The sequence below is a fragment of the Pseudomonas sp. TE3911 genome (assembly GCF_054062775.1).
In genome coordinates, this window is sequence record NZ_JBSSFP010000001.1 from 592,029 (window position 1) to 616,175 (window position 24,147).

Consider the following 24,147-nt stretch of genomic DNA (forward strand, 5'->3'; position numbering starts at 1 on the left):
CTTGGAGATGCTGTTGCTATCTAGGCTATCTATGCCTCGGTAGTGACCGGCTCGGCTATTTCCTTTGAAGAGGTGCCGCCTAGTATTGAAGAGATACAGCAGCGCATTGAGCTAACGCTGCGGATCTATCCATATCTGGTGGCGGTTCGAGAAGGCAAGGTGGTCGGCATATGCTTATGCAAGTCAGCACCGAGCTTCTGGTTCGGCAGGGCTATCGTCCGGCCTATGCTGGCATTTCTCAGCCCAATTCAGGCAGCGTCAAGTTGCATGAGCGGTTTGGCTTCCAACACATCGGTACCTATCCTCAAGTCGGTTATAAGCTCGGTCAGTGGCACGATGTGGGCTATTGGCACCTTGAGTTAGCGGATAAAAGCCAGCCGATCGGGCGTCTGTTGGTCTCAGAGCCATGCCCATCGCCCCTCAATGCCTGTGCCGATGATGCACATCCGGAAAATGCGCATGGCTGTGCCTCAGCGGACTGTGCACATGCACATGGCTATGGGGCTCAGCCGGATCCCACTCAAACCCATGCTCATGTTGGTGATGTTCATCATGCACATGCCGATGTCCGTGCTCCATGGCCTCATGCTGATGATTATGGGCATGCCGTTCCGTCAGGTGCAGCCAAACGCCCATGGCCATCAACGCCGATGCAATCCAGAAAGCCAATGTCACTGACTCACCCAACATCAGCACCGCAATCGCGGCACCCAGAAACGGCGCGGTGGAAAAATAGGCTCCCGTGCGTGCACTGCCCAGTCCGCGCAGCGCCAGCACGAACATCACCAGGCTGATGCCATAGCCCAGAAAACCAAACAGCAAGATAGGCGTCAGCTGCGCCATACCCGGGATTTGCGCTCCGAAATAGAGCGCCAACCCGCCATTCACCAGCCCCGCAATCAACCCCTTGGTCCCGGCGATAAACAGCGCGTCCGACGCAGACACTTTGCGCGTCAGGTTGTTATCAATCCCCCAGCACAGGCACGCCACGGCAACCGCCAGCGGCCCCGTCCAGTCATGGCTCGTGCCACCGCCGTCGGCCCATGACAACACCACGCCGCCCAGCACGATGGCGATCATCCCCAGGACGATGCGACGGTCAGCGTTTTCCTTGAACACGACCCAGGCGATGACGGCGGTCAGCACTGATTCCAGGTTGAGCATCAGGGCGGCGGTTGCGCCGGCCGTGCGGGTCAGGCCGAACATCAGCGCGACAGGCCCGAGGATGCCGCCGAATGCGATGGCGCCGAGCAGCCAGGGCCATTCCGATGAGGTCAGTCCGCTGGGTTTCCAGCCACGATCACGGATCAGGCGCACGCAGGCGAGACCGACGCCGCTGCCGAGGTAGAGCAGGCCGGCGAGCAGCACGGGCGAGAGGCCCAGGCCGAGATTTTTGGCGAGCGGGGTGCTGGCGCCGAACAGGGCGGCGGCGGCGAGTGCGCAGAGGATACTGAGGTTCATGGGGCATCCTCGAAAGGGTGGCCCATGATACGTCGCGGGCTCAGGTGAAAGCCCGAGCGGATTTACTGCGCGGTTTTCAGCTTGATCACATCACCGGAAATCTTGGTGGTGTAACCGCTGAGGACCCAGGCCCAGAACCAGTTTTCCTGCACTTGGGTGTTGATCAGCGCATCGCCGCCTTTTGCTTTGATGGCGGCATCCTGTGCGCGCACGAAACGGCTGTTCTGGCCGATCGGGATCACGCCGAACAGCATAATGCCGGTGGCGCTGGCTTCACTGTGGCCCAGGACGGTGTATTGGCTGCTGTCGTATTGCGGGGATTTGATGGCGGTGCCGGTGCAGCCTGCAAGCGTGAAACCGAGAACGGCTGCTGCAACCACTTTACTGATGTACTTCACTGGGAAACTCCATGGACTAAAGCCCGAGATTCAATTCTCGGGGGGCGTACTTTAATCGCCCCGGCAGGGGATTGAAATCAATCTTCCCGTCGTCAGATGTGCAACCACGCCAGGCTACCTAACACCACCGCCACCCCCGCCGCCGTATACGCCATGCGCTTCAACCACTCCTTCCTTGTGAGCAACGTAATTGCCGCCAGCGAAATCGCGATCTGAATCGCGGTCATCGCCTGGGCCCAGCGGTGGTGCTGGTGCAACGCCTGTTCTGATTTTTCATCCCATTCCCGCGAGGTGGCCTCAAGCTTTTCTGCCTGCTGGCGCACGTCTTCCTTCTGGCTTTTGTAGCGCTCGATCTCGCCCTTGTAATGCGCAGCGTCTACGCCGGGAATATGGGTGGCCAGCTCCGCCAGGTTTTGGCGGCTGGATTTGGCCTGGTAGTAGTTCCACTGGTTGGCGGCTTCGGTCTTGATGATGGCCGCGTTGTTTTTGTCCATCGCCGCTTCGCTTTCGGTGGAACCGGCCTGGTAGCTGAGCATGGCGCCGAGAGTGGCCATCAGCGCGGTCATGACGGCGATTCGGCTGGCGAAACGGTCTCCTCTTGCGTGGGCATGTTCGGTGGTGTGTTCGATGTGTTTTTCGTGGGGGCTGGGGACTTCGAAGGCTTCGGACATGGCGGCGGCTATGAAGGGACTGAGGGAGTCTGATTCTTCACCCGTGCGGCTGTCTCAAGGCTGTACGTAACGCCGAATCAGCCGCGTATACACCGCGATATTGATCACTAACACCAATGCACCCAGCGCCAGTTGAATCTGCGGAGTCAGGCCAGCCGGATAGATGAGCGTAAGAATGTAGTGTTCGATGAATCCGCCGCCGTAGCCGTCTTGACCGGCGAGATGGCGAAGCAAGTTTTCCCAGCGCGTGAGTGGGCACGGCAGGTGAAAGACCTCGACGGCCACGCCCCACGCGGCAGCGGGCAAGTGCAGCCAGATAACCGGCCGCCACTTAAGGGCCAGCAGCCCGCCGAATAATACGAACAGGATAAAACACAGGTGAAACAGCACGAGGCTGTCGGCAGCTAGACGGTAGAGCATTGTGCGCGCTTCAAAAAGGGGAGGGCGTAGTCTAAGGGTTGCCCGCAGGTAAGCGGGACCGTTATTGTGCTGAATCCTTTTAGTCCTTCCTCCCAAGGATCTGTTGTGATGAATTCGCCACGTACCGTTGCCCCGATCAAGGCTGTGATTTTCGATATGGACGGGTTGTTGCTCGATACAGAAGGCATCTACACCGAAGTCACGCAGATCATCGCCGAGCGCTACGGTCGTACTTATGATTGGGGGATCAAGCAGCATATTATTGGCCGTGGCGCCCAGGACCTGGCCGATTACGTGGTCAAGGCACTGGACTTGCCGATCACACCGGCGCAGTTTCTGGAAATTCGCGAACCGTTGATGAGCGAGCGCTTTCCAAAGGCCCTGGGCATGCCCGGTGCCGAGGCGCTGGTTCGGCACTTGAAGGCACACAACATTCCGATTGCCGTGGGCACCAGTTCGTCGCGCAATTCGTTTGGCCACAAAACCACGTTGCACCGCGAGTGGTTTAGCCTGTTTGGGACCATCGTTACCGCAGATGACCCCGAAGTTGGCGCCGCGAAACCCGCGCCGGATATTTTCCTCACCGCTGCACGCCGCCTGGGCGTTGCCCCTGAGGATTGCCTGGTGTTCGAGGATTCGCCCTTTGGTGTAACGGCTGCGAAGGCCGCCCATATGACCGCCATCGCCGTGCCCGACGAAGCCATGGCCGACAGCAAGTACCAGCATGCCGACCAGATCATCCGCAAGCTTGCGGACTTTGACCTGGCGGCCTATGGCTTGCCGCCAATCTCCTGACCTTACTCGGTAAAAAATGTGGGAGGGGGCTTGCTCCCGATGGCGGAGTGTCAGTCACCATTGAGCTGGCTGACACTCCGCCATCGGGAGCAAGCCCCCTCCCACATTTGTTTTTGCTGGGATTCAGAAAATTTGGTTTTGCAGGTATTCAGAAAATCAGGCGCTGAACCCACCATCAATGGTCAGGCTGGCACCGGTGATATACCCCGCTTCCGGTCCGGCCAGATAGGCCACGAAACTGGCAATCTCTTCCACATGTCCGTAACGCCCCACCGCCATTAACCCGATCAGGCTCTCGGCAAAATCACTGTTTGCCGGGTTCATATCGGTGTCCACCGGCCCAGGCTGCACATTATTGATGGTGATGCCCCTCGGCCCCAGATCCCGCGCCAACCCCTTGGTCAGGCCCACCAGCGCCGCTTTGCTCATCGCGTACGGGCCACCTCCGCCAAAGGGCATGCGTTCGGCATTGGTGCTGCCGATGTTGATCACCCGACCACCTTCACCCATATGCTTGGCGGCTTCCTGGGTAGCGATAAACACGCTGCGCACGTTGATCGCCAAGGTCTGGTCGAAGTCTTCCAGCTTGAAGTCTTCCAGCGGTGCGATGGCCAGCACGCCAGCGTTGTTCACCAGGATGTCCAGGCGGCCAAAGGCTTCCACGGTGGCATTGACCGCGTTGCGGATCGCAGTGGCATCGGCGCTGTCGGCGTGAATCGCCAGGGCTTTGCCGCCGGCGCTGATTACGCTGTTCTGCAACTCTTCTGCCTTGGCGGCCGAGCTGACATAGGTAAAGGCGACCGCTGCGCCTTGGGCGGCGAGGCGCTTGACGATGGCGGCGCCGATACCGCGGGAACCGCCTTGAATCAAGGCGACTTTGCCGCTGAGGTTGAGTGTGGTCATGTCGATCTCCTGGCTGTTCAAGGCAGGCTGCCTTGTTGTTGGAGCCGAGTATCGACTTCACCCAGCCCTACCGGTAGACCGTGATTGCTATAGTCTGTGTAAACCAAAAGTTTAGAGTGGGGCGTGATGGAAAGCTTTGGAAGTATCGAATGCTTCGTGCGCAGTGCCGAAGGTGGCAGCTTTGCCGAAGCGGCGCGGCACTTGAGCCTGACCCCGGCGGCGGTCGGTAAAAGCGTCGCCAAGCTGGAAGCGCGCCTCGGTGTGCGGCTCTTCCAGCGCAGCACCCGGCGCCTCACGCTGACTGAAGCCGGCAAGCTGTTTCTAGAAGAGGTCAGCGCCAGCCTTACCACTATCCAGAACGCCGTCGCCAACCTGGCCAGCGCCGAAGGGCGACCGGTGGGTACGCTCAAGGTCAGCATGGGCACGGTATTCGGCAATCGCTATGTGGTCCCGCTGCTGGGGGAGTTTATGCGGCGTTTCCCGGATATCAGCCCGGACTGGCATTTTGATAACCGCCAGGTGGACCTGATCGGCCAAGGCTTTGATGCCGCGATTGGCGGCGGTTTTGAACTGCCCCAAGGCGTGGTGGCGCGCAAGTTGACGCCCGCGCACCGGGTGCTGGTGGCTTCACCGGGTTACCTGGCGCAACGCCCACCGGTGCGCGAGCCCGAAGACCTGTCGCGGTGCAAAGGTATCCTGATCCGCTCACCGCAAACCGGGCGTATCCGTTCCTGGCAGTTGACCAGTGTCGAACGTGAATGCCGCCCGCTGGTGCTCAAACCCGGCATGACCATGAGCGACTCCGAAGCCGCCTGCCGCGCCAGCGCTCAAGGCTTGGGAATTGCGCTGGTGAGCATGCCCATGGCCGTGCCGTTCCTCGACAGCGGCGAGGTGGTAAGGGTATTGCCCGACTGGTACGTCGACGACGGCAATATTTCCATCTACTACGCCGAGCACAAACTGCTGCCCGGCAAGACCCGGGCGTTTGTGGACTTCATCATTGAGCAGTTTGCCGAAAAAAAACTGGGGCAAAGGTTCAGCGCAATCTAAAACCAGACGCAGCTCGAAATGTGGGAGGTGGCTTGCTCCCACATTTGATTTTCAGCGGCCGAACCGGGTCGGCCAGCCAATGACCTTCTTCGGCCGAGGCGTCGCGTAAGTCCGGATCTTCGACGTCGACAACCCCAGCCGCACCAAGGATTCGGCGATGGTCACCGCCGCCGTCACGCCATCCACCACCGGCACCCCGGTGCGCTGGCGAATCTGCTCATCCAGCCCGGCCATGCCGCCGCAACCCAGGCAAATCACTTCGGCCTTGTCCTCGCGGATGGCCAGTTCCGCTTGGCGCACGATGGCTTCCATCGCGGCCAACGGGTCTTCTTCCAGCTCCAAAACCGCCATGCCACTGGCCCGAACTGAAGCGCAGCGCTGGTACAGGCCGGCAAGTTTCAGGCGGTCTTCGATCAGCGGCACGGTGCGGTCCAGGGTGGTCACCACCGAATAGGCATGGCCCAGGAACATCGCCGTGCTGGCCGCCGCTTCGGTGATATCCACCACCGGCACATTCAATAACTCTTGCAAACCTTCCCGGCCGTGTTCGCCGTAGCCGGCCTGGATCACCGCATCGAACGGTTGGTCGTAAGCCATTACCCGGTCCATCACGGCGATGGCGGCCAGGTAGCTCTCAAAATTGCCTTCAACCGATTCCGCGCCGAAGTACGGGGTAAGTCCGACAATCTCAGTGCCCGGCGAGGCCACGGCCCGCGCTTGCTGGGCGATGGTTTCAGTGATGGATTCGGTGGTGTTGACGTTGACCACGAGGATACGCATGGAAGGTCCTTACTCAGTGACTGACGTTATCGACGGCAATGCTTTCGCCGCTGACATCGGCGTAGAACGGCTGGCGCTTGGCGATCAGCAGGTACAGCAACCCTGCAATACCGGCGCCAAACAACCAGGAAAACGGTGAGACGCTGGCAAATCCCGGCAACAGCGCCAGCAGGATGGCGATGATGGCCGCAGGAATAAACGCGGCCACTGCACGCATATTCACCCCACGGCTGTAGTAATAAACGCCATTCGGGTTTTCGCTATACAACTGCGGTACGTCCACCTGGCTTTTACGGATCAGCCAGTAGTCGACCATGATCACCCCGTACAACGGGCCTAGCAGTGCGCCGAGGCCAGAGAGGAAATACACGATCACCAGCGGGCTGTTGTAGAGGTTCCACGGCAGGATCAATACAGCCACGGTGGCGCTGATCAGACCCGCACGGCGGAAGTTCAGGTACTTGGGCGCCAGGTTGCTCAGCACAAAGGCTGGCGCAACGAAGTTGGCCATGATGTTCACCGCCACGGTGACGATCAGGAACGCCAGGCAGCCCAGCACGAGAAAGAAGGTATTGGGGATGGCCGCGATGATTTCAGTCGGGCTTTCGATCACCCGGCCATTGAGTTGGAATTGTCCGCCGCAGAGCAGCACGGTGATTGCGGCAAACACCAGGATGTTCACGGGCAAGCCCCAGAAGTTGCCGACCAGAATGGTCTTGCGGCACGGCGAAGAGCGTGCAAAGTCGCAGAAGTTGAGGATCAGCGTGCCGTAGATCGCCAGCCATAGCGCGCCGCCGGCAAAGATATTGCGCCACATCTCGCCACCGCTCAGCGGTTCGCGGATCGACCAGGCAATGTTGCCGCCGGCCTGGAAGTACATCCAACCGGCCAGCGACGCCACAGTCAGCAAAATCACCGGCCCGGCGAAGCCTTCATAGCGCCGTACCATCTCCATGCCGTAGGCCAGGATCACCAGTTGTACGAACCATATCGCCACAAAACACGCCCAGCCAAGGGATGACAGGCCGAGGATTGAGTTGTGGTCATAGTCGGCAAACCCTGGATGAATTGCCGTCAGCAGCACGCGGAAAACCACTGAGGCCAGGTAGGTTTGGATACCAAACCAGGCAATCGCAATGACCGCACGGATCAACGCGGGAATCTGTGCGCCGTGAATGCCAAAACTGATACGGCTGATGACCGGAAACGGTACGCCGGTCTTTTGCCCCATATACCCCGACAAGTTCATGAAGAAGTACACCAGCGCCGCACCGATCCCCAGGGATAACAGGATCTGCCAGCCGCCGAGGCCCAGTGCATATAAGCCAATGGCGAACGAATAGTTGGCGATGTTGTGCACGTCATTGGTCCACAACGCAAAGATGCTGTAGCGCCCCCATCGACGGCCTTCGATCTTGGTCGGCGCCAGGTCTTTATTGTGCAGGCGTGGGCTGAGCACTAACGGGCCGGGGCATGCGGCGTCCGGGTTCAGGGCGGAGGAGGGCAGATCCAGTGCGATATTGTTCGAGAGGCTTGTACGCATTCCGGCAGGCTCCAGCATATCTGCCGGGAAGAGGCAGATGGCAAAGTGTATGTAGGTTTTGTATTTATTGTATACAAAGCGCAATTCACCTTAAGCCACATGCGTGCCAGTTTTGGATCTATGAAAGTCCTGGGTAATTTCGTTTTTATAGGTTGGTTAAATAAATAGCTGAATTTAAAGAGATATAAATTGACCGACTGAACAGCTATTTATTTTTGGGTTGCCAGTATGCGATTCGCCAGGCCAATCGAGGGGAGGGGAGAGGTGTTACGTTATGGTGCGGCCGAATAAGAATTGCACACATAAATGGCACCGATGGTTACATGTATGTGTACATCTCCAACACTCAACACAAGACAAATGTGGGAGGGGGCTTGCCCCCCGATAGCGGTTTTCCAGTCAAACATAGGTTGACTGACAGGCCGCTATCGGGGGCGAGCCCCCTCCCACATTTTCTAACCGCGTCAGCCCTTAGGCCTTGCTGATGATGTTCCCGGCATGCAGCCCGCATTCTTTCTGCGTGGCTTCTTCCCACCACCAACGACCCTCTCGCTCATGCTGGTTCGGCAGCACAGGCCGGGTGCACGGCTCACACCCGATGCTGATAAAACCGCGCTCATGCAAGCTGTTGTATGGCAGCTCCAGCATGCGGATATAGCCCCAGATCTCTTCGCTGCTCATCTGCGCCAGCGGGTTGAATTTGTATAGGGTGCGTTCCGGGGTAGAGAAGGCGGTGTCGATCTCCAGCGCCGCCACTTGGCTGCGGGTGCCAGGGCTCTGGTCACGGCGTTGGCCGGTGGCCCAGGCACTCACGCCCGAAAGCTTGCGGCGCAGCGGCTCGATCTTGCGCACGCCGCAGCATTCGCCATGACCATCCTTATAGAAGCTGAACAGACCTTTCTCCTTGACGAAGGGCTCCAGCTTGCTCTGGTCCGGCGAAATCAGTTCGATGTCGATCTTGTAGAAGTCGCGCACCTGCTCGATAAACCGGTAGGTCTCCGGGTGCAGACGGCCGGTGTCGAGGCTGAACACCTTGATGTTCTTGTTCAGCTTCCAGGCCATGTCCACCAGCACCACGTCCTCGGCGCCGCTGAAGGAGATCCACAGGTCATCGCCGAACTGGCTGAACGCCAGCTTGAGAATGTCCTGGGCGGATTTGTTGGCGTAAGTCGCGGCGAGTTCAGCGACGTCGAAGGCTTGGTTCATCAGGACGGTTCCTACAGGTCAGTGGCGCTGAGCGCTCTATAGGGGAGCGATGGTATCAAAATCCGCTCCGCGTTGCGGCGGCGAGCTTGAATCGCTAGAGTTCGGCAGTCCTTTTGCTCGCTCAACTAACAACATCCAATAGGAGTGTCTTGTGGAAATTGCCTGTCTCGACCTGGAAGGGGTACTGGTACCGGAAATCTGGATCGCCTTCGCCGAAAAAACCGGTATTGAATCGCTACGGGCCACCACCCGGGACATTCCTGACTACGACGTGCTGATGCAGCAGCGCCTGCGCATTCTCGACGAGCACGGGCTTAAGCTCGCCGATATCCAGGCAGTGATCGCCACGCTCAAGCCTTTGGACGGCGCCATCGAGTTCGTCAACTGGCTGCGCGAGCGTTTTCAGGTGGTGATCCTGTCCGACACCTTCTACGAATTTTCCCAGCCGCTTATGCGCCAACTGGGTTTCCCGACTCTGCTGTGCCACCGCCTCATCACCGATGAATCCGACAGGGTGGTGAGCTACCAACTGCGCCAGAAAGACCCCAAGCGCCAGTCGGTATTAGCGTTCAAGACTCTTTACTACCGCGTGATCGCCGCTGGTGACTCCTACAACGACACCACCATGTTGGGCGAGGCCGACCGTGGGATTCTGTTCCATGCGCCGGAGAATGTGATTCGCGAGTTCCCGCAATTCCCGGCGGTGCATACGTTTGAGGATTTGAAGAAAGAGTTCATCAAGGCGTCGAATCGGTCGCTGAGCCTCTAAAGCGGATTGTGGCGAGCGGGCTTGCCCCCGGAATGGGACTGCTGCGCAGTCCAACGCGAGCAAGCCCGCTCGCCACAAGAGGTCTACCTGCTACAACCCTTCCAGCGTTTGCAGCAAAACCCGCACCTTCGTCAGCGACTCCTGATACTCGGCCTCCCACTGCGAATCCGCGACAATCCCGCCGCCGCCCCAGCAGCACACTTGCCCATCCTTGACCAATAAGCTGCGAATGGCGATGGAGCTGTCCATCTCGCCGCGTACGTCCAGGTACACCAGCGAACCGCAGTACAAGCCGCGTCGGGTGGGTTCCAGTTCGTCGATGATCTGCATGGCGCGAATCTTCGGCGCGCCGGTGATGGAGCCACCAGGGAAGCTGCCGGCGATCAGGTCGAGGGCGTCTTTGTCGTCGGCCAGTGTGCCGATGACGCTGCTCACCAGGTGGTGCACGTTGGGGTAGCTTTCCAGGCTGAACAACTCCGGCACGCTCACCGAGCCGGTGCGGCAACTGCGCCCCAGGTCGTTGCGCAGCAGGTCGACGATCATCAGGTTTTCGGCGCGATCCTTGGGGCTGGCCAGCAGTTCCGTGGCGTGGGCGGCGTCTTCTTCAGGCGTGACACCGCGTGGGCGGGTGCCTTTGATCGGGCGGGTTTCGACCTGGCGCTCGCTGACGCGCACGAAACGCTCCGGTGACAGGCTCAATACCGCGCCGTCATTGGGCAGGCTCTGGAATCCGGAGAAGGGCGTCGGGCAGGCTTCGCGCAAGGCGCAATAGGCGACCCAAGGATCACCGCTGCACGGCGCACGAAAACGTTGGGCGAAGTTGACCTGGTAGCAGTCGCCGGCCTGGATGTAATCCTGGATGCGCTCAATGGCCTGCTGGTAAGCCTCGACGCTGAGATCCGGTGCCATGGGGCCCTGCAATTTGAAGGTTGCAGGGGCGGTGGCGGCGTCACCGCTGAACAGCGTGATCAGTCGCTGCCGTTCGCTATCGGCCAGCGCCGGGTGAAATACCAGTTGGCTGGTCTGTGCCAAGTGGTCGCTGATCAGCGCCCAGGCATACAGTCCAAAACGCGCATCCGGCAGGTGCAAATCATCCACCGCCAAGTGCGGCAGCTGTTCCAAATGCCGGCCAAAGTCGTAGCTCAGGTAGCCGATCAAGCCACCGGCAAACGGCAACTCATAGCCGTCGGGCAATTTCGCTTCACCCAACTGTGAAAGGTTTTTCCGTAATCGCCGCAGGAAGTTGCTGCCGCTTTCGTCAGGATCCACTGCCAGGGTCGCCTCGGGCCAGGCGCTGAGCAGGTCATAACGACCGCGTTCGGCAGCAGGTCGGCCGCTGTCGAGCAGGACCGCGCCGGGTGCATGGCGAATCGCCGCAAAATACTCGGCGGGGTTGGCCCGATAGGGCAGCGGGTGTACTGAACAGGTCGACATGCGAGGGTGGATCAGCCAAGGCGCGGGAGAGGGGATTGTAGTCCCCTGTAGGATTTGCTCCTAGAGGGGATGTCGGCGATAGACAGTTCGAAGACCGGATCAGCCTTCTACGGGGGGAATATGCCCAAACATTTCCTGCACAAACTTCACCCGCTCTTCCGGGGTTTCCGTCACGCCGGCGGCTTTGAGTGCTTCCAGTCGTGCTTCTACCGCGTGGGTGCGCAAGGTCAGGCCGCAATCGTTGGCGATCTGGATGTTCAGCCCTGGCCGCGCATTGAGCTCCAGGATCAGCGGGCCTTTTTCCTGGTCCAGCACCATGTCCACACCGATGTAGCCCAGCCCGCATAGCTCATAGCAGCCGGCGGCCAGCTTCATGAAACCGTCCCAGTTGGGCAGTTGCACGCCATCCACCGCGTTAGTGGTGTCGGGGTGTTTGGTGATGATGTTGTTCAGCCAGGTACCGCGCAGGGTCAGGCCGGTGGCAAGGTCCACACCGACGCCAATCGCGCCCTGGTGCAGGTTGGCCTTGCCGCCGGACTGGCGGGTCGGCAACCGCAGCATGGCCATCACCGGGTAGCCCATCAGCACGATGATGCGGATATCCGGAACGCCTTCGTAGCTGATGCTCTTGAAGATCTGGTCGGGCACCACGCGGTACTCGATCAGCGCGCGGTCACGGTGGCCGCCCAGGGAATACAGGCCGGTGAGGATGCTGGAAATCTGATGCTCGATCTCTTCATGGCTGATGATCTTGCCAGACACCGTGCGGTAACGCCCTTCAAAACGGTCGGCCACCACGAGAATGCCGTCACCGCCGGCGCCCTGGGCCGGCTTGATCACGAAGTCGCTGCGCCCACCGATAATTTCATCGAGCTTGTCGATTTCCTTCTCGGTGGAGATCACTCCATACATTTCCGGCACGTGGATACCCGCCGCGATTGCCCGTTCCTTGGTGATGATCTTGTCATCCACGATCGGGTACAGGCTGCGCTTGTTGTACTTGAGCACGTAATCGGCGTTACGCCGGTTGATGCCCATGATTCCCCGCGCTTCCAGGGCTTTCCAGGTCTTCCAGAAACCGAACATTACTTATCAGCCTTCAAGAACGCCTTGAAACGCACCAGCTCGGTCAGGCGGTAGCCGCGATAACGACCCATGGCCAGCATGAAGCCCACCAGGATCAGGAGGATCGCAGGGAAGGTGAACACGAAGTACACCAACTCCGGCACGCTCATAATCAAGTGCGCCAGGGAGGCAGCGAACAACGTACCAATCGCCACTTTCAACGCATGGTTGACACCGCGCTCTTCCCAGGTGATCGACAGGCGTTCGATGGTCATGGTCAGGATCACCATCGGGAACAGTGCCACCGACAGCCCGCGCTCCAGCCCCAGTTTATGGCTGAACAGACTGATGGCCGCGATCAGCACCACCACGAAGGTCAGCACCACCGACAGCCTCGGCAGCATTTGCAGCTTCAAGTGTTCCAGGTACGACCTGAGTGACAGCCCCAGTGCCGTAATAATGGTGAAAAGCACGATTCCGAAGCCCAATTGCGTCTCGCGGAACGCGAGGGCAATCAGCACTGGCGTGAACGTGCCCAGGGTCTGCAGGCCGATCAGGTTGCGCAGGATCAGAATCACCAGCACGCCAATCGGGATCATCACCATGATCATGAACGTCTGCTGGGTTTGCAGTGGCAGGCCGTACAGCGAGTATTCGAGGAAGTTGGCGTCGGTGTTTTCATCCGTCAGCTTGGCCAGGCGAATCGCGTTCATTTCGCTGTTGTTCAGGCTGAACGTCACCATGGCTTTCTTGCCGCCGTCGACCGTGATCAGGTTTTCATCGCCGGTCCACCACAGCAAGCGGTCGCTGGGCAGGCCCTGTTCGCCGGTTTCCGGGTTGAAGTAGAGCCAGTCATTGCCATTAAAGCTGCGCAGCCAGAGTTCGGGCGTTTGCGGCTGGTCGGCGACCAGGCGGATGGTGTGGACCTTTTCCACCGGCACGTGGGCGATGGACAGCAGCAACTCGACGATCTTGGCCTTGTGCGGCGTGGACGGGTCGCCGGCCAGCAACAACTTCACATTGTCGTCGTTGAGGTTGTTGGTGCGCTTGATGGCTTCGGTAATGAAGGTTTCGACGTCGGCCGAATGCTGGCGGATCGGCGCCAGCAGGGCTTCGGCGGCGATTTTTTCCGGGCCTTCCACCGCGATGCTGTCGCGGAACGTTGGGCCTTTGATCTTGGTTTTTTCACCGCTGTAACGCTTGGTCAGCACCAGGCGGTAATACAGGGTCTGGTTGCCGTTGGCGCGGCGTGCCGACCAGGTGACCTTACGGTTGCCATCAATACGATTGACGCTCACCCCATAGTTGTTCGAGATAAAGCTCTCATTAAGGCTGACGAAGTCGCGGCTCAGGGGCGGCACGAACATCTGGATCTTCACCGGGTCCTTCGGATTGGCGACGAACTCGACCTTGGCGTCGATGTTCCACAAATCGTCGGTCGCGTCCTCGGTGACAGGAATGCCCAGCACGAAGATCTGGTAGGCGGTGACCGAAATACCCAGCACCACCAGGATGGCGATCAGGATTTTCAGGTGCAGGGTAAGAGAGCGCATTCGGTTTACTCGGCGGTATGAGCGTCGGCGGCGCAGGCGGGTTTGCCTGCTGCGTATTTAAGACTGGGGTCGACCAGCGCATCAAAGCGTTTCAACGCTTCGGAGCCGATCAGCAGCGGATATTGGAATGCGCTGCGGTCAGTCAAGTTCACTTCGATGCTGCGTAAAGCGGTGCCCATGCAGATATCCAGGGCTATCACTGGACGGGCGGTGTAGTTCTTGTCCTCATCGGGGTCGTAGTCACCGGCGCGGCGCTTGATCTTGCTGACGCGGGCCAGGGGCCGTTCGATGGGGTGGGAATGGGCGGTGTCGATGGCCAGGTAGAAGCGCACCCAGGATTCGCCGTTGCGCTTGAAGCGCTTGATATCACGGGCGCTGAGGGAGGCGGTCTTGGCGCCGGTGTCCAGCTTGGCGGCCACTTCAAGGTCGATGCCAGCCAATTGGGCATATTCATTGAGGCCATACACGGTCTTCTCGGCGGCAACGCCAAGGCCGGGGATGAACAGTAGGCAAAACAGGGGGAAGGGCTTGAGTCTCATAGATCCTGAGGCGGTGCAGTGCGATGTTCAATTCAAGGCGACTGGCATTGCTGCGCAAACTCCCTCGTGCGCCGTTTCATCAAGCGATGTCAGGCAAATGCGGCGGCATTCTAACATGATGCTTTTTTGGCGCCACCGCTGGCAGGCGGCCATGCTCCGAACGCGTGCAACAAGGGTTATTAGACGATTGTCGACAATGTGTATTTATTCTTTGACTATCCAGGCCTGATTGGCTAGTTTTTGCGGCATTGCTTTTTAAGGTGTCGACAATATGCTGGTTCAGCCTGAAGCTCCGATAGTCGTGTCGGACGAATCCCAAACGATGTCGGAGAACGTTTTCCGGCGCATCCAGGCCGCCATCGTCAAAGGCGAGATCGCCCCCGGCAGCAAGATCTCCGAACCGGAACTGGCCCGCACCTACGGCATCAGCCGTGGCCCGTTGCGTGAGGCGATCCACCGCCTGGAAGGCCAGCGCCTGCTGGTGCGCGTGCCCCATGTGGGCGCGCGGGTCGTGTCCCTGAGCCACGCCGAGCTGATCGAACTCTATGAAATCCGCGAATCTCTGGAAGGCATGGCCTGCCGCCTGGCCGCCGAGCGCATGACCGACGCCGAAATCGAAGAGCTGCGCCAAGTGCTGCACACCCACGAACGGGATGCTGCGTTCCAGGCCGGCGTCGGCTACTACCAGCAAGAAGGCGACTTCGACTTTCATTACCGGATAATTCAAGGCGCCGGTAACCGCACCCTGACCCAAATGCTCTGCGGCGAGCTGTACCAGTTGGTGCGCATGTACCGCATCCAGTTCTCCACCACCCCCAATCGTCCACGCCAGGCTTTTGCCGAGCATCACCGCATTCTTGACGCGATTGCCGATCGCGACGGTGAACTGGCCGAACTGCTGATGCGCCGTCATATCGGCGCGTCCAAACGCAACATTGCCCGTCACTTCCCGGACGGCGCCCCTGATAGAGGTGAGTCATGAGTTCGAACAATAAAAGCACACCCGGCCAGCGTTTCCGTGACGCAGTCGCCAGTGAACAGCCGTTGCAGGTAGTCGGCGCAATCAACGCCAACCACGCGCTGCTGGCCAAGCGCGCTGGCTTCAAGGCGATCTACCTGTCAGGCGGGGGCGTGGCGGCCGGTTCCCTGGGCGTGCCCGACCTGGGCATCACTGGCCTGGATGATGTGCTCACCGACGTGCGCCGTATCACCGACGTCTGCGACCTGCCGCTGTTGGTGGACGTGGACACCGGTTTTGGCTCCTCGGCGTTCAACGTGGCGCGCACCGTCAAATCGATGATCAAGTTCGGCGCCGCCGCGATTCATATCGAAGACCAGGTCGGCGCCAAGCGCTGCGGCCATCGTCCGAATAAAGAAATCGTGTCCCAGCAGGAAATGGTCGACCGCATCAAGGCCGCCGTGGATGCGCGCACCGATGACAGCTTCGTGATCATGGCGCGTACCGATGCCTTGGCCGTCGAAGGGTTGGAGTCCGCCTTGGAGCGTGCCGCCGCCTGCATCGAGGCTGGCGCCGACATGGTGTTCCCGGAAGCCATCACTGAACTGGAGATGTACAAACTGTTCGCCGCCCGTGTGAAAGCGCCGATCCTGGCCAACATCACCGAATTCGGCGCGACGCCGCTGTACACCACCGAACAGTTGAAATCTGCTGATGTTTCCATCGTGCTGTATCCGCTCTCGGCCTTTCGCGCCATGAACAAGGCCGCCGAGAACGTTTACACCGCGATCCGTCGCGACGGCACCCAACAGAACGTGATCGACACCATGCAAACTCGCATGGAGCTTTACGATCGCATCGACTACCACACCTTCGAGCAGAAGCTCGACGCGCTGTTCGCCGCGAAGAAGTGACGAACACGTCTCCCTGAATAACGACAAAATTGGAGAAAAACCATGGCTGAAGCAAAAGTACTGAGTGGCGCCGGCCTGCGTGGCCAGGTCGCCGGGCAAACTGCACTGTCCACCGTGGGCCAGGCCGGTGCCGGCCTGACCTATCGCGGCTACGATGTTCGCGAACTTGCTGCCGATGCGCAGTTTGAGGAAGTCGCCTACCTGCTGCTGTACGGCGAATTGCCGACCAAAGCCGAATTGGCCGCGTACAGCCAGAAGCTGAGCAAGCTGCGCGACCTGCCGCAAGCGCTCAAGGAAGTGCTGGAACGCATCCCCGCCGACGCCCATCCGATGGACGTGATGCGCACCGGTTGTTCGTTCCTGGGCAACATCGAGCCGGAAAAAGACTTCAGCGTGCAGCGCGATGTCACCGACCGCTTGCTCGCCGCCTTCCCGGCAATCATGTGTTACTGGTACCGCTTCAGCCACGACGGTAAGCGCATCGACTGCGTGACCGACGAGCCGAGTATCGGTGGTCATTTCCTGCACCTGCTGCACGGCGAGAAACCGAGCGAGCTGCATGAGAAGGTCATGAACGTCTCGCTGATCCTTTACGCCGAGCACGAATTCAACGCGTCGACCTTCACCGCTCGCGTGTGTGCCTCGACCCTGTCCGATCTCTACTCCTGCGTCACTGCCGCCATTGGCTCCCTGCGCGGTCCGCTGCATGGCGGCGCCAACGAAGCGGCGATGGAAATGATCGAGCGTTTCGGTTCGGCAGAGGAGGCTGTCGAAGGCACCCTCGGCATGCTGGCGCGCAAAGACAAGATCATGGGCTTCGGCCACGCGATCTACAAAGACAACGACCCGCGTAATGAAGTGATCAAGGGCTGGTCGAAAAAACTCGCTGACGAAGTGGGCGACACCGTGCTGTTCCCTGTCTCCGAAGCCATCGACAAGACCATGTGGGAACAGAAAAAACTCTTCCCTAATGCCGACTTCTACCATGCCTCGGCGTATCACTTCATGGGCATTCCGACCAAGCTGTTCACGCCGATTTTCGTCTGCTCGCGCCTTACCGGCTGGGCAGCTCACGTATTCGAGCAACGCGCCAACAACCGCATCATCCGTCCAAGCGCCGAGTACACCGGCGTCGAACAGCGCAAGTTCGTGCCAATCGAACGTCGCTGAAGGCTGACGATCCCAGGATTGGAATGAGGTCAAAGTGTGGGAGGGGGCTTGCTCCCGATGGCGGTATGTCATTCAACACCTATGGCAACTGATAAACCGCTATCGGGGGCAAGTCGAAACGTCGCACCGCCCCTCCCACATTTGAATCGCATTTCAATTCTGGATCGGCCCAGGTCTTCCTTTTGTAATCACCGTGACCGAGTCCTGACGATGAACACAGAATTTCGCAAACCGCTCCCCGGCAGCCGCCTGGATTTCTTCGACGCCCGTGCGGCAGTCGAAGCAATCACCCCTGGCGCCTACGCCACCTTGCCCTACACCTCCCGCGTACTGGCAGAAAACCTGGTGCGCCGCTGCGACCCGGCCACTCTCAATGCTTCCCTGAGCCAGTTGATCGAACGCAAGCGCGATCTCGACTTCCCCTGGTTCCCGGCGCGTGTGGTGTGCCACGACATTCTTGGTCAGACCGCGCTGGTCGACCTCGCCGGCCTGCGCGATGCCATCGCCCTGCAAGGCGGCGACCCGGCCCAGGTCAACCCGGTGGTGCCGACCCAATTGATCGTTGACCACTCCCTGGCCGTCGAAGCCGGGGGTTTTGACCCCGATGCGTTCGAGAAAAACCGCGCCATTGAAGACCGTCGCAACGAAGACCGTTTCCACTTTATCGAGTGGACCAAAAAGGCCTTCAAGAACGTCGACGTGATCCCGCCGGGTAACGGCATCATGCACCAGATCAACCTGGAGAAAATGTCCCCAGTGATCCAGGTGCGTGACGGCGTGGCGTTTCCGGATACCTGCGTCGGCACCGACAGCCACACGCCCCACGTGGATGCTCTGGGCGTGATCGCCATTGGCGTCGGCGGCCTGGAAGCGGAGAGCGTGATGCTCGGTCGCGCCTCGTGGATGCGCCTGCCGGAAAGCGTCGGTGTCGAGCTGACGGGCAAGCTGCTGCCGGGCATCACCGCCACCGATATGGTGCTGGCGCTGACCGAGTTTCTGCGCCAACAGAAAGTCGTCGGCGCATGGCTGGAGTTCTTTGGCGAAGGCGCATCAAACCTGACCTTGGGCGACCGCGCGACCATCTCCAACATGGCCCCGGAATACGGCGCCACGGCAGCGATGTTTTATATCGACCAACAAACCATCGCCTACCTGAAACTCACCGGCCGTGAAGATCAACAGGTCGCGCTGGTCGAGCAATATGCGCGCCACACCGGTCTGTGGGCGGATGATTTGAAAGGCGCGCAGTACGAGCGCGGCCTGACCTTCGACCTGTCCAGCGTCGTGCGCAACATGGCCGGCCCGAGCAATCCCCACGCCCGCGTCGCCACCCGCGACCTGGCGGCCAAAGGTATCTCCGGACAGTGGGATGAAGTGCCAGGGCAAATGCCTGATGGCGCGGTGATCATCGCCGCCATCACCAGTTGCACCAACACTAGCAACCCGCGCAACGTGATCGCCGCCGGGCTGTTGGCGCGCAATGCCAACAAGCTGGGGCTCAAGCGCAAGCCGTGGGTCAAATCCTCCTTGGCACCCGGTTCGAAAACCGTGGCCATGTACCTGGAAGAAGCCGGCCTCGGTCACGAACTGGATAAGCTCGGTTTCGGCGTGGTGGCGTTTGCCTGCACCACCTGCAACGGCATGTCCGGCGCGCTCGACCCGGTGATCCAGCAAGAGATCATCGACCGCGACCTGTACGCCACCGCCGTACTGTCGGGTAATCGCAACTTCGACGGGCGCATTCACCCTTACGCCAAGCAAGCCTTCCTCGCGTCGCCGCCGTTGGTGGTGGCGTATGCGATTGCCGGCACCATCCGTTTCGACATCGAGAAGGACGTGCTCGGCCTCGACGCCGACGGCAAGGAAATCCGCCTGCAGGACATCTGGCCGAGCGACGAAGAAATCGACGCGGTGGTCAAGGCCTCGGTCAAGCCGGAGCAGTTCCGCGCGGTGTATATCCCGATGTTTGCGATCCACGAAGACACCGGCCCCAAAGTCGCGCCGCTGTACGACTGGCGTCCGCAGAGCACGTATATCCGCCGTCCGCCGTATTGGGAAGGTGCGCTGGCCGGAGCGCGTCCGCTGAAGGGCATGCGCCCGCTGGCGGTGCTGCCGGACAACATCACCACCGATCACCTGTCGCCGTCCAACGCGATCATGCTCGACAGCGCTGCCGGCGAATACCTGGCGAAAATGGGCCTGCCGGAAGTCGACTTCAACTCCTACGCAACCCACCGCGGCGACCATTTGACCGCGCAGCGCGCAACGTTCGCCAATCCGAAACTGTTCAACGAAATGGTGGTGGAAAACGGCAAGGTCAAACAGGGTTCCCTGGCGCGCATCGAGCCGGAAGGCCAGGTTACGCGGATGTGGGAAGCCATCGAAACCTACATGGAACGCAAGCAGCCGCTGATCATCATCGCCGGTGCCGATTACGGCCAGGGCTCGTCCCGCGACTGGGCGGCCAAGGGCGTGCGTCTGGCCGGTGTGGAGGCGATTGCCGCCGAAGGTTTCGAGCGCATCCATCGCACCAACCTGGTGGGCATGGGCGTGTTGCCCCTGGAGTTTTTGCCGGGAACCGACCGTCACACCTTGCACATCGACGGCAGTGAAACCTATGACGTGGTCGGCGAGCGCACCCCGCGTGCGCAGTTGACCCTGGTGATCAACCGCAAGAATGGCGAACGTGTCGAAGTGCCGGTGACCTGCCGCCTCGACACCGCCGAAGAAGTGTCGATCTACGAGGCGGGCGGCGTGTTGCAACGTTTTGCCCAGGACTTCCTGGAATCGGCGGCGACCGCTTAAGAGGACGACCATGGCACACGTACCGCAAATCAAGATCCCCGCCACCTATATGCGTGGCGGCACGAGCAAGGGCGTATTTTTCAGCCTCCAGGACCTGCCCGCCTCGGCGCAGGTACCGGGCGCTGCCCGCGATGCCTTGTTGTTGCGGGTGATCGGCAGCCCCGATCCCTACGACAAACAAATCGACGGCATGGGCGGCGCCACATCGAGCACCAGTAAAAGCGTGATCCTGGCCAAAAGCACCCGCGCCGAGCACGACGTGGACTACCTGTTTGGCCAAGTCTCCATCGACAAACCCTTTGTCGACTGGAGCGGCAACTGCGGCAACCTGTCGGCGGCGGTGGGTTCGTTCGCCATCACCGCCGGGTTGGTCGACCCGGCTCGCATTCCGCACAACGGCGTGGCCGTGGTGCGTGTGTGGCAGGCCAATATCGGCAAGACCATCATCGCCCACGTGCCGATTACCGACGGCGCTGTGCAGGAAACCGGCGACTTCGAACTGGACGGCGTGACCTTTCCGGCCGCCGAAGTGCAGCTGGAATTCATGGACCCGGCGGCAGAAGAAGAGGGCGGCGGCGGCTCGATGTTTCCCACCGGCAACCTGGTCGATGACCTGGAAGTGCCCGGTGTCGGCACCTTCAAGGCCACGCTGATCAACGCCGGCATCCCGACGATTTTCATCAACGCCGAAGACCTCGGCTACACCGGCACCGAGCTGCAAGGCGCGATCAACGGCGACCCCAAGGCTTTGGCCATGTTCGAGACCGTGCGGGCCTATGGCGCGTTGCGCATGGGCCTGATCAAACACCTGGACGAAGCCGCCCAGCGCCAGCACACGCCGAAAGTCGCGTTTGTGGCCAAGCCTGCGGATTACGTGGCGTCCAGCGGCAAGGCGATCAAGGCTGGCGATGTGGATCTGCTGGTGCGCGCCCTGTCCATGGGCAAGCTGCACCACGCCATGATGGGCACGGCTGCCGTGGCGATTGGTACGGCAGCGGCGATTTCCGGGACATTGGTCAACCTCGCCGCAGGCGGCATTGAACGTAATGCGGTGCGCTTCGGGCATCCGTCCGGCACGTTGCGCGTGGGGGCTGAAGCCACCCAGGTGAACGGTGAGTGGGTGGTGAAGAAAGCCATCATGAGCCGCAGTGCACGGGTGTTGATGGAAGGTTTCGTCCGCGTACCCGGCGACTCTTTCTAAAGTCCAACACCAATCCCTTGTGGGAGGGGAGGTGCGACAATTCGACTTGTCCTTGATAGCGGTGTGTCAGTCGACACATTCATCACTGACCCATCGCCATCGGGGGCAAGTCGAATTGTCGCACCGCCCCCCCCACAGTCATAAGCAGGCATTCAGACCTGCGAAACGATCAACCCTGACCCTGAGGATGCAACAACCCTAACTCACTTTGGAGATCTGCCATGAGCACCAACGTCGACCAGAACAACCGCCCCGACTACGACCAGGTTCTGCAGGACATCGCCGACTACGTCCTCACCTACCGGATCGACTCCCCAGCCGCCCTCGACACTGCCCGCAACTGCCTGATGGACACCCTCGGTTGCGGCCTCCTGGCGCTGCGTTTTCCCGAGTGCACCAAGCACCTGGGGCCGATCGTCGAGGGCACGGTGGTGCCGTTCGGTGCGCGAGTGCCGGGCACGTCGTTGCGCCTGGATCCGGTCAAGGCCGCCTGGGACATCGGCTGCATCGTGCGTTGGCTCGACTACAACGACACCTGGCTCGCCGCTGAATGGGGCCACCCTTCGGATAACCTCGGTGGCATTCTGGCCGTGGCCGATCACCTGTCGCAAAAACGTGTGGCCAATGGTGATGCGCCGCTGACCGTGCGTGCGGTGTTGGAAGCGATGATCATGGCCCACGAAATTCAGGGCGTTATTGCGCTGGAAAACTCGTTCAACCGTGTCGGCCTCGACCATGTGCTGCTGGTCAAAGTCGCCTCGACGGCGGTCACTGCCAAGCTGATGGGCGCCACCCGTGAGCAACTGCTGGCGGCCTTGTCCCACGCGTTTGTGGATGGGCAAGCGCTGCGCACTTACCGCCATGCGCCGAATGCCGGCTCGCGCAAATCCTGGGCGGCGGGTGATGCATCAAGCCGTGGCGTGCGCCTGGCGGATATCGCGCTGCGTGGCGAGATGGGCATTCCCGGTGTCTTGAGCGCGCCGCAGTGGGGCTTTTACGACGTGTTGTTCAGCCACACCAACAAGGACCTGGCGCTCAAGCCCGAGGACAAGCGCGCGTTCAGTCTTTCCCAGGCGTACGGCACCTATGTGATGGAAAACGTGCTGTTCAAGATCAGCTTCCCCGCCGAGTTCCATGCGCAAACAGCCTGCGAAGCGGCGGTGACTTTGCATCCGCAGGTCAAACATCGACTGCATGAGATCGAGCGCATTGTGATCACTACCCATGAGTCGGCGATCCGCATCATTTCCAAGGTGGGCCAGTTGGCCAACGCCGCTGATCGCGACCACTGCCTGCAATACATGACCGCCGTGCCTCTGGCGTTCGGCAATCTGGTGGCCGAGCAGTACGAAGATGAATTCCATGCAGCCCACCCGATCATTGATGAGCTGCGCGACAAGATGGTCATTGTCGAAGACCCACGCTACAGCCGCGAATACCTGGAGGCCGACAAACGTTCCATCGCCAATGCAGTGCAGGTGTTCTTCAAGGATGGCTCCAGCACCCAGCAGATGGCGGTGGAATATCCCATCGGCCATCGTCGCCGTCGCGTGGATGGCATTCCGTTGCTGGAAGACAAGTTCAAGGCCAACCTGGCGACGCGGTTTACCGCGCAACGCAGCGCCGAGATCTTTGCGTTGTGCAAGGACCAGGCGAAGCTTGAGGCCACAGCTGTAAACCGCTTCATGGACCTGTTCGTGATCTAGCAGGCGACGCAAAACTAAAAATGTGGGAGGGCGGCGCGACGATTCGACTTGCCCCCTCCCACATTTGAATTGCGTTCATTCGAACCGCAGGATCACCCGGCGATTGTGCTTACTCTTCTTCTCGATCTTTTCGCAGAACACCCGGCCGATTTCCTCAGTGTTGATCACGTGGGTGCCGCCGCACGGCTGGATGTCGATCCCGGCAATTTCAATCACCCGTACCGAACCTTGGATCACCGGGGGGGCGACCGCTTGGGTGCGGGTGATCTGCAACAGGGTGGAGTATTCCGTGGCAGCCATCGACAGGGTTTTCACCGGGTGAGCCTGTTCGATCAGCGCGTTGAGGTCGCGGGTGATGCTGTCTTTGTCGAGGGTCATTTCCGGCAGGTCGAAATCCAGGCGACCTTTGTCGGCACTGATGCTGCAGCCCGTTACCGGTGCATCGATGAGCGAGCACAACAAATGCAGGCAGGTGTGCATTTTCATGTGCTGGTAGCGCCGTGCCCAATCCAGCCCGGCATCCACCTGTACTCCGGCAACCAGTTGCTCGGGGCAGTGTTCAACCTGGTGCCAGATGATCGAGCGCAGTACTTGGTCGCGTACGGTGCCGATCACTTCGACCCGCGTACCATCGGGTAAGGTCAAGTGGCCTGTATCGCCCGGCTGTCCGCCGCCGGTGGGGTAGAACAGTGTGTGCTCCAGGGCAATGCCGTGTTCGCTTACGGCAATCACCCGGGCGCTGAATGCGTTCTGGTAGGGCGCGCTGTCATACAGCGCCAGGGTTTCCATGGAGTGCACGGACATGT

General features: G+C 60.2%; 22 protein-coding genes and 1 pseudogene. 10 read left to right on the forward strand and 13 right to left on the reverse strand.

Annotated features, from left to right (window positions below):
- Nucleotides 1-27: 27 nt before the first annotated feature.
- Nucleotides 28-395 (forward strand): annotated as a pseudogene (locus ACVWXD_RS02815) (N-acetyltransferase family protein); the annotation flags it as partial.
- 25 nt (nt 396-420) lie between these two features.
- On the opposite strand, the gene ACVWXD_RS02820 reads toward ACVWXD_RS02815, so the two are convergent.
- The 4 genes from ACVWXD_RS02820 to ACVWXD_RS02835 all read right to left on the reverse strand — a co-directional run bounded on the left by ACVWXD_RS02820 (nt 421) and on the right by ACVWXD_RS02835 (nt 2,950).
- Complete coding sequence (locus tag ACVWXD_RS02820; protein WP_457370655.1) at nt 421-1,461, reverse strand: EamA family transporter; 1,041 nt, start codon at nt 1,459-1,461, stop codon at nt 421-423.
- A gap of 62 nt (nt 1,462-1,523) precedes the next feature.
- Nucleotides 1,524-1,859 (reverse strand): hypothetical protein, encoded by a 336-nt coding sequence (locus ACVWXD_RS02825; RefSeq protein WP_032887540.1) that lies wholly within the window; start codon nt 1,857-1,859, stop codon nt 1,524-1,526.
- Between the two features lie 92 nt (nt 1,860-1,951).
- Nucleotides 1,952-2,530 carry a DUF4337 family protein gene (locus ACVWXD_RS02830; RefSeq protein WP_122754503.1) on the reverse strand — a complete coding sequence of 193 codons (579 nt, stop codon included), beginning with the start codon at nt 2,528-2,530 and terminating at the stop codon, nt 1,952-1,954.
- A gap of 54 nt (nt 2,531-2,584) precedes the next feature.
- Nucleotides 2,585-2,950: a DUF2784 domain-containing protein gene (locus ACVWXD_RS02835; RefSeq protein WP_032887544.1), complete on the reverse strand. Its 366-nt coding sequence runs from the start codon at nt 2,948-2,950 to the stop codon at nt 2,585-2,587.
- A gap of 108 nt (nt 2,951-3,058) precedes the next feature.
- Here ACVWXD_RS02835 and ACVWXD_RS02840 point away from each other — a divergent pair, with 108 nt between their 5' ends.
- The gene (locus ACVWXD_RS02840) at nt 3,059-3,745 is read left to right on the forward strand and encodes an HAD-IA family hydrolase (protein WP_095185335.1); all 687 of its coding nucleotides are present in this window, start codon (nt 3,059-3,061) and stop codon (nt 3,743-3,745) included.
- 156 nt (nt 3,746-3,901) lie between these two features.
- On the opposite strand, the gene ACVWXD_RS02845 is transcribed toward ACVWXD_RS02840, so the two are convergent.
- The gene (locus tag ACVWXD_RS02845; RefSeq protein WP_099602933.1) at nt 3,902-4,648 is read right to left on the reverse strand and encodes a 3-oxoacyl-ACP reductase family protein; all 747 of its coding nucleotides are present in this window, start codon (nt 4,646-4,648) and stop codon (nt 3,902-3,904) included.
- 126 nt (nt 4,649-4,774) lie between these two features.
- On the opposite strand from ACVWXD_RS02845, the gene ACVWXD_RS02850 reads away from it, so the two are divergent.
- A complete protein-coding gene (locus ACVWXD_RS02850) occupies nt 4,775-5,698 on the forward strand; it encodes a LysR family transcriptional regulator (RefSeq protein ID WP_099602934.1) in 924 nt (307 codons plus the stop codon).
- A 51-nt stretch (nt 5,699-5,749) separates the two neighbouring features.
- Here the strand turns inward: ACVWXD_RS02850 and ACVWXD_RS02855 are convergent, their stop codons facing one another.
- The 3 genes from ACVWXD_RS02855 to ACVWXD_RS02865 all read right to left on the reverse strand — a co-directional run bounded on the left by ACVWXD_RS02855 (nt 5,750) and on the right by ACVWXD_RS02865 (nt 9,227).
- Nucleotides 5,750-6,478: an aspartate/glutamate racemase family protein gene (locus tag ACVWXD_RS02855; protein WP_032887552.1), complete on the reverse strand. Its 729-nt coding sequence runs from the start codon at nt 6,476-6,478 to the stop codon at nt 5,750-5,752.
- 13 nt (nt 6,479-6,491) lie between these two features.
- Nucleotides 6,492-8,021 carry an NCS1 family nucleobase:cation symporter-1 gene (locus ACVWXD_RS02860; RefSeq protein WP_095185337.1) on the reverse strand — a complete coding sequence of 510 codons (1,530 nt, stop codon included), beginning with the start codon at nt 8,019-8,021 and terminating at the stop codon, nt 6,492-6,494.
- A 471-nt stretch (nt 8,022-8,492) separates the two neighbouring features.
- Entirely contained in the window at nt 8,493-9,227 is a 735-nt protein-coding gene (locus ACVWXD_RS02865) for a phosphoadenylyl-sulfate reductase (protein WP_457370656.1), read from the reverse strand.
- A gap of 151 nt (nt 9,228-9,378) precedes the next feature.
- On the opposite strand from ACVWXD_RS02865, the gene thrH reads away from it, so the two are divergent.
- Nucleotides 9,379-9,996, forward strand: coding sequence for a bifunctional phosphoserine phosphatase/homoserine phosphotransferase ThrH (thrH, locus tag ACVWXD_RS02870; protein ID WP_032887558.1), 618 nt, complete (start codon nt 9,379-9,381; stop codon nt 9,994-9,996).
- 90 nt (nt 9,997-10,086) lie between these two features.
- Here thrH and pabB read toward each other — a convergent pair whose 3' ends face one another.
- The 4 genes from pabB to rloA all read right to left on the reverse strand — a co-directional run bounded on the left by pabB (nt 10,087) and on the right by rloA (nt 14,587).
- Nucleotides 10,087-11,430, reverse strand: a complete 1,344-nt coding sequence (gene pabB, locus ACVWXD_RS02875; protein ID WP_457370657.1) for an aminodeoxychorismate synthase component I — start codon at nt 11,428-11,430, stop codon at nt 10,087-10,089.
- Nucleotides 11,431-11,529: 99 nt separating this feature from the next.
- A complete protein-coding gene (locus ACVWXD_RS02880; protein WP_032887562.1) occupies nt 11,530-12,516 on the reverse strand; it encodes an alpha-L-glutamate ligase-like protein in 987 nt (328 codons plus the stop codon).
- Nucleotides 12,516-14,048, reverse strand: coding sequence for an osmotic stress tolerance membrane protein RloB (rloB, locus tag ACVWXD_RS02885; RefSeq protein WP_457370658.1), 1,533 nt, complete (start codon nt 14,046-14,048; stop codon nt 12,516-12,518). The genes ACVWXD_RS02880 and rloB overlap by 1 nt, the downstream gene beginning before the upstream one ends.
- Nucleotides 14,049-14,053: 5 nt before the next feature.
- Nucleotides 14,054-14,587 carry a retropepsin-like aspartic peptidase RloA gene (rloA, locus tag ACVWXD_RS02890; RefSeq protein WP_032887566.1) on the reverse strand — a complete coding sequence of 178 codons (534 nt, stop codon included), beginning with the start codon at nt 14,585-14,587 and terminating at the stop codon, nt 14,054-14,056.
- A gap of 271 nt (nt 14,588-14,858) precedes the next feature.
- On the opposite strand from rloA, the gene ACVWXD_RS02895 reads away from it, so the two are divergent.
- The 6 genes from ACVWXD_RS02895 to prpD all read left to right on the forward strand — a co-directional run bounded on the left by ACVWXD_RS02895 (nt 14,859) and on the right by prpD (nt 23,341).
- Entirely contained in the window at nt 14,859-15,569 is a 711-nt protein-coding gene (locus ACVWXD_RS02895; protein ID WP_032887568.1) for a GntR family transcriptional regulator, read from the forward strand.
- Nucleotides 15,566-16,459: a methylisocitrate lyase gene (gene prpB, locus ACVWXD_RS02900; RefSeq protein WP_015885362.1), complete on the forward strand. Its 894-nt coding sequence runs from the start codon at nt 15,566-15,568 to the stop codon at nt 16,457-16,459. Before ACVWXD_RS02895 ends, prpB begins: the two co-directional genes overlap by 4 nt.
- A 42-nt stretch (nt 16,460-16,501) precedes the next feature.
- Nucleotides 16,502-17,629: a bifunctional 2-methylcitrate synthase/citrate synthase gene (prpC, locus tag ACVWXD_RS02905; RefSeq protein ID WP_032887571.1), complete on the forward strand. Its 1,128-nt coding sequence runs from the start codon at nt 16,502-16,504 to the stop codon at nt 17,627-17,629.
- Between the two features lie 210 nt (nt 17,630-17,839).
- Nucleotides 17,840-20,434 carry a Fe/S-dependent 2-methylisocitrate dehydratase AcnD gene (gene acnD / locus ACVWXD_RS02910; RefSeq protein ID WP_032887573.1) on the forward strand — a complete coding sequence of 865 codons (2,595 nt, stop codon included), beginning with the start codon at nt 17,840-17,842 and terminating at the stop codon, nt 20,432-20,434.
- A gap of 10 nt (nt 20,435-20,444) precedes the next feature.
- Nucleotides 20,445-21,635 carry a 2-methylaconitate cis-trans isomerase PrpF gene (gene prpF, locus ACVWXD_RS02915; RefSeq protein ID WP_095185342.1) on the forward strand — a complete coding sequence of 397 codons (1,191 nt, stop codon included), beginning with the start codon at nt 20,445-20,447 and terminating at the stop codon, nt 21,633-21,635.
- Between the two features lie 221 nt (nt 21,636-21,856).
- The gene (gene prpD, locus ACVWXD_RS02920) at nt 21,857-23,341 is read left to right on the forward strand and encodes a 2-methylcitrate dehydratase (RefSeq protein WP_095185343.1); all 1,485 of its coding nucleotides are present in this window, start codon (nt 21,857-21,859) and stop codon (nt 23,339-23,341) included.
- Nucleotides 23,342-23,416: 75 nt separating this feature from the next.
- Here the strand turns inward: prpD and ACVWXD_RS02925 are convergent, their stop codons facing one another.
- On the reverse strand, nt 23,417-24,145 hold the full coding sequence (locus ACVWXD_RS02925; protein WP_032887578.1) for an alanyl-tRNA editing protein: 729 nt from the start codon (nt 24,143-24,145) through the stop codon (nt 23,417-23,419).
- Nucleotides 24,146-24,147: the final 2 nt, after the last annotated feature.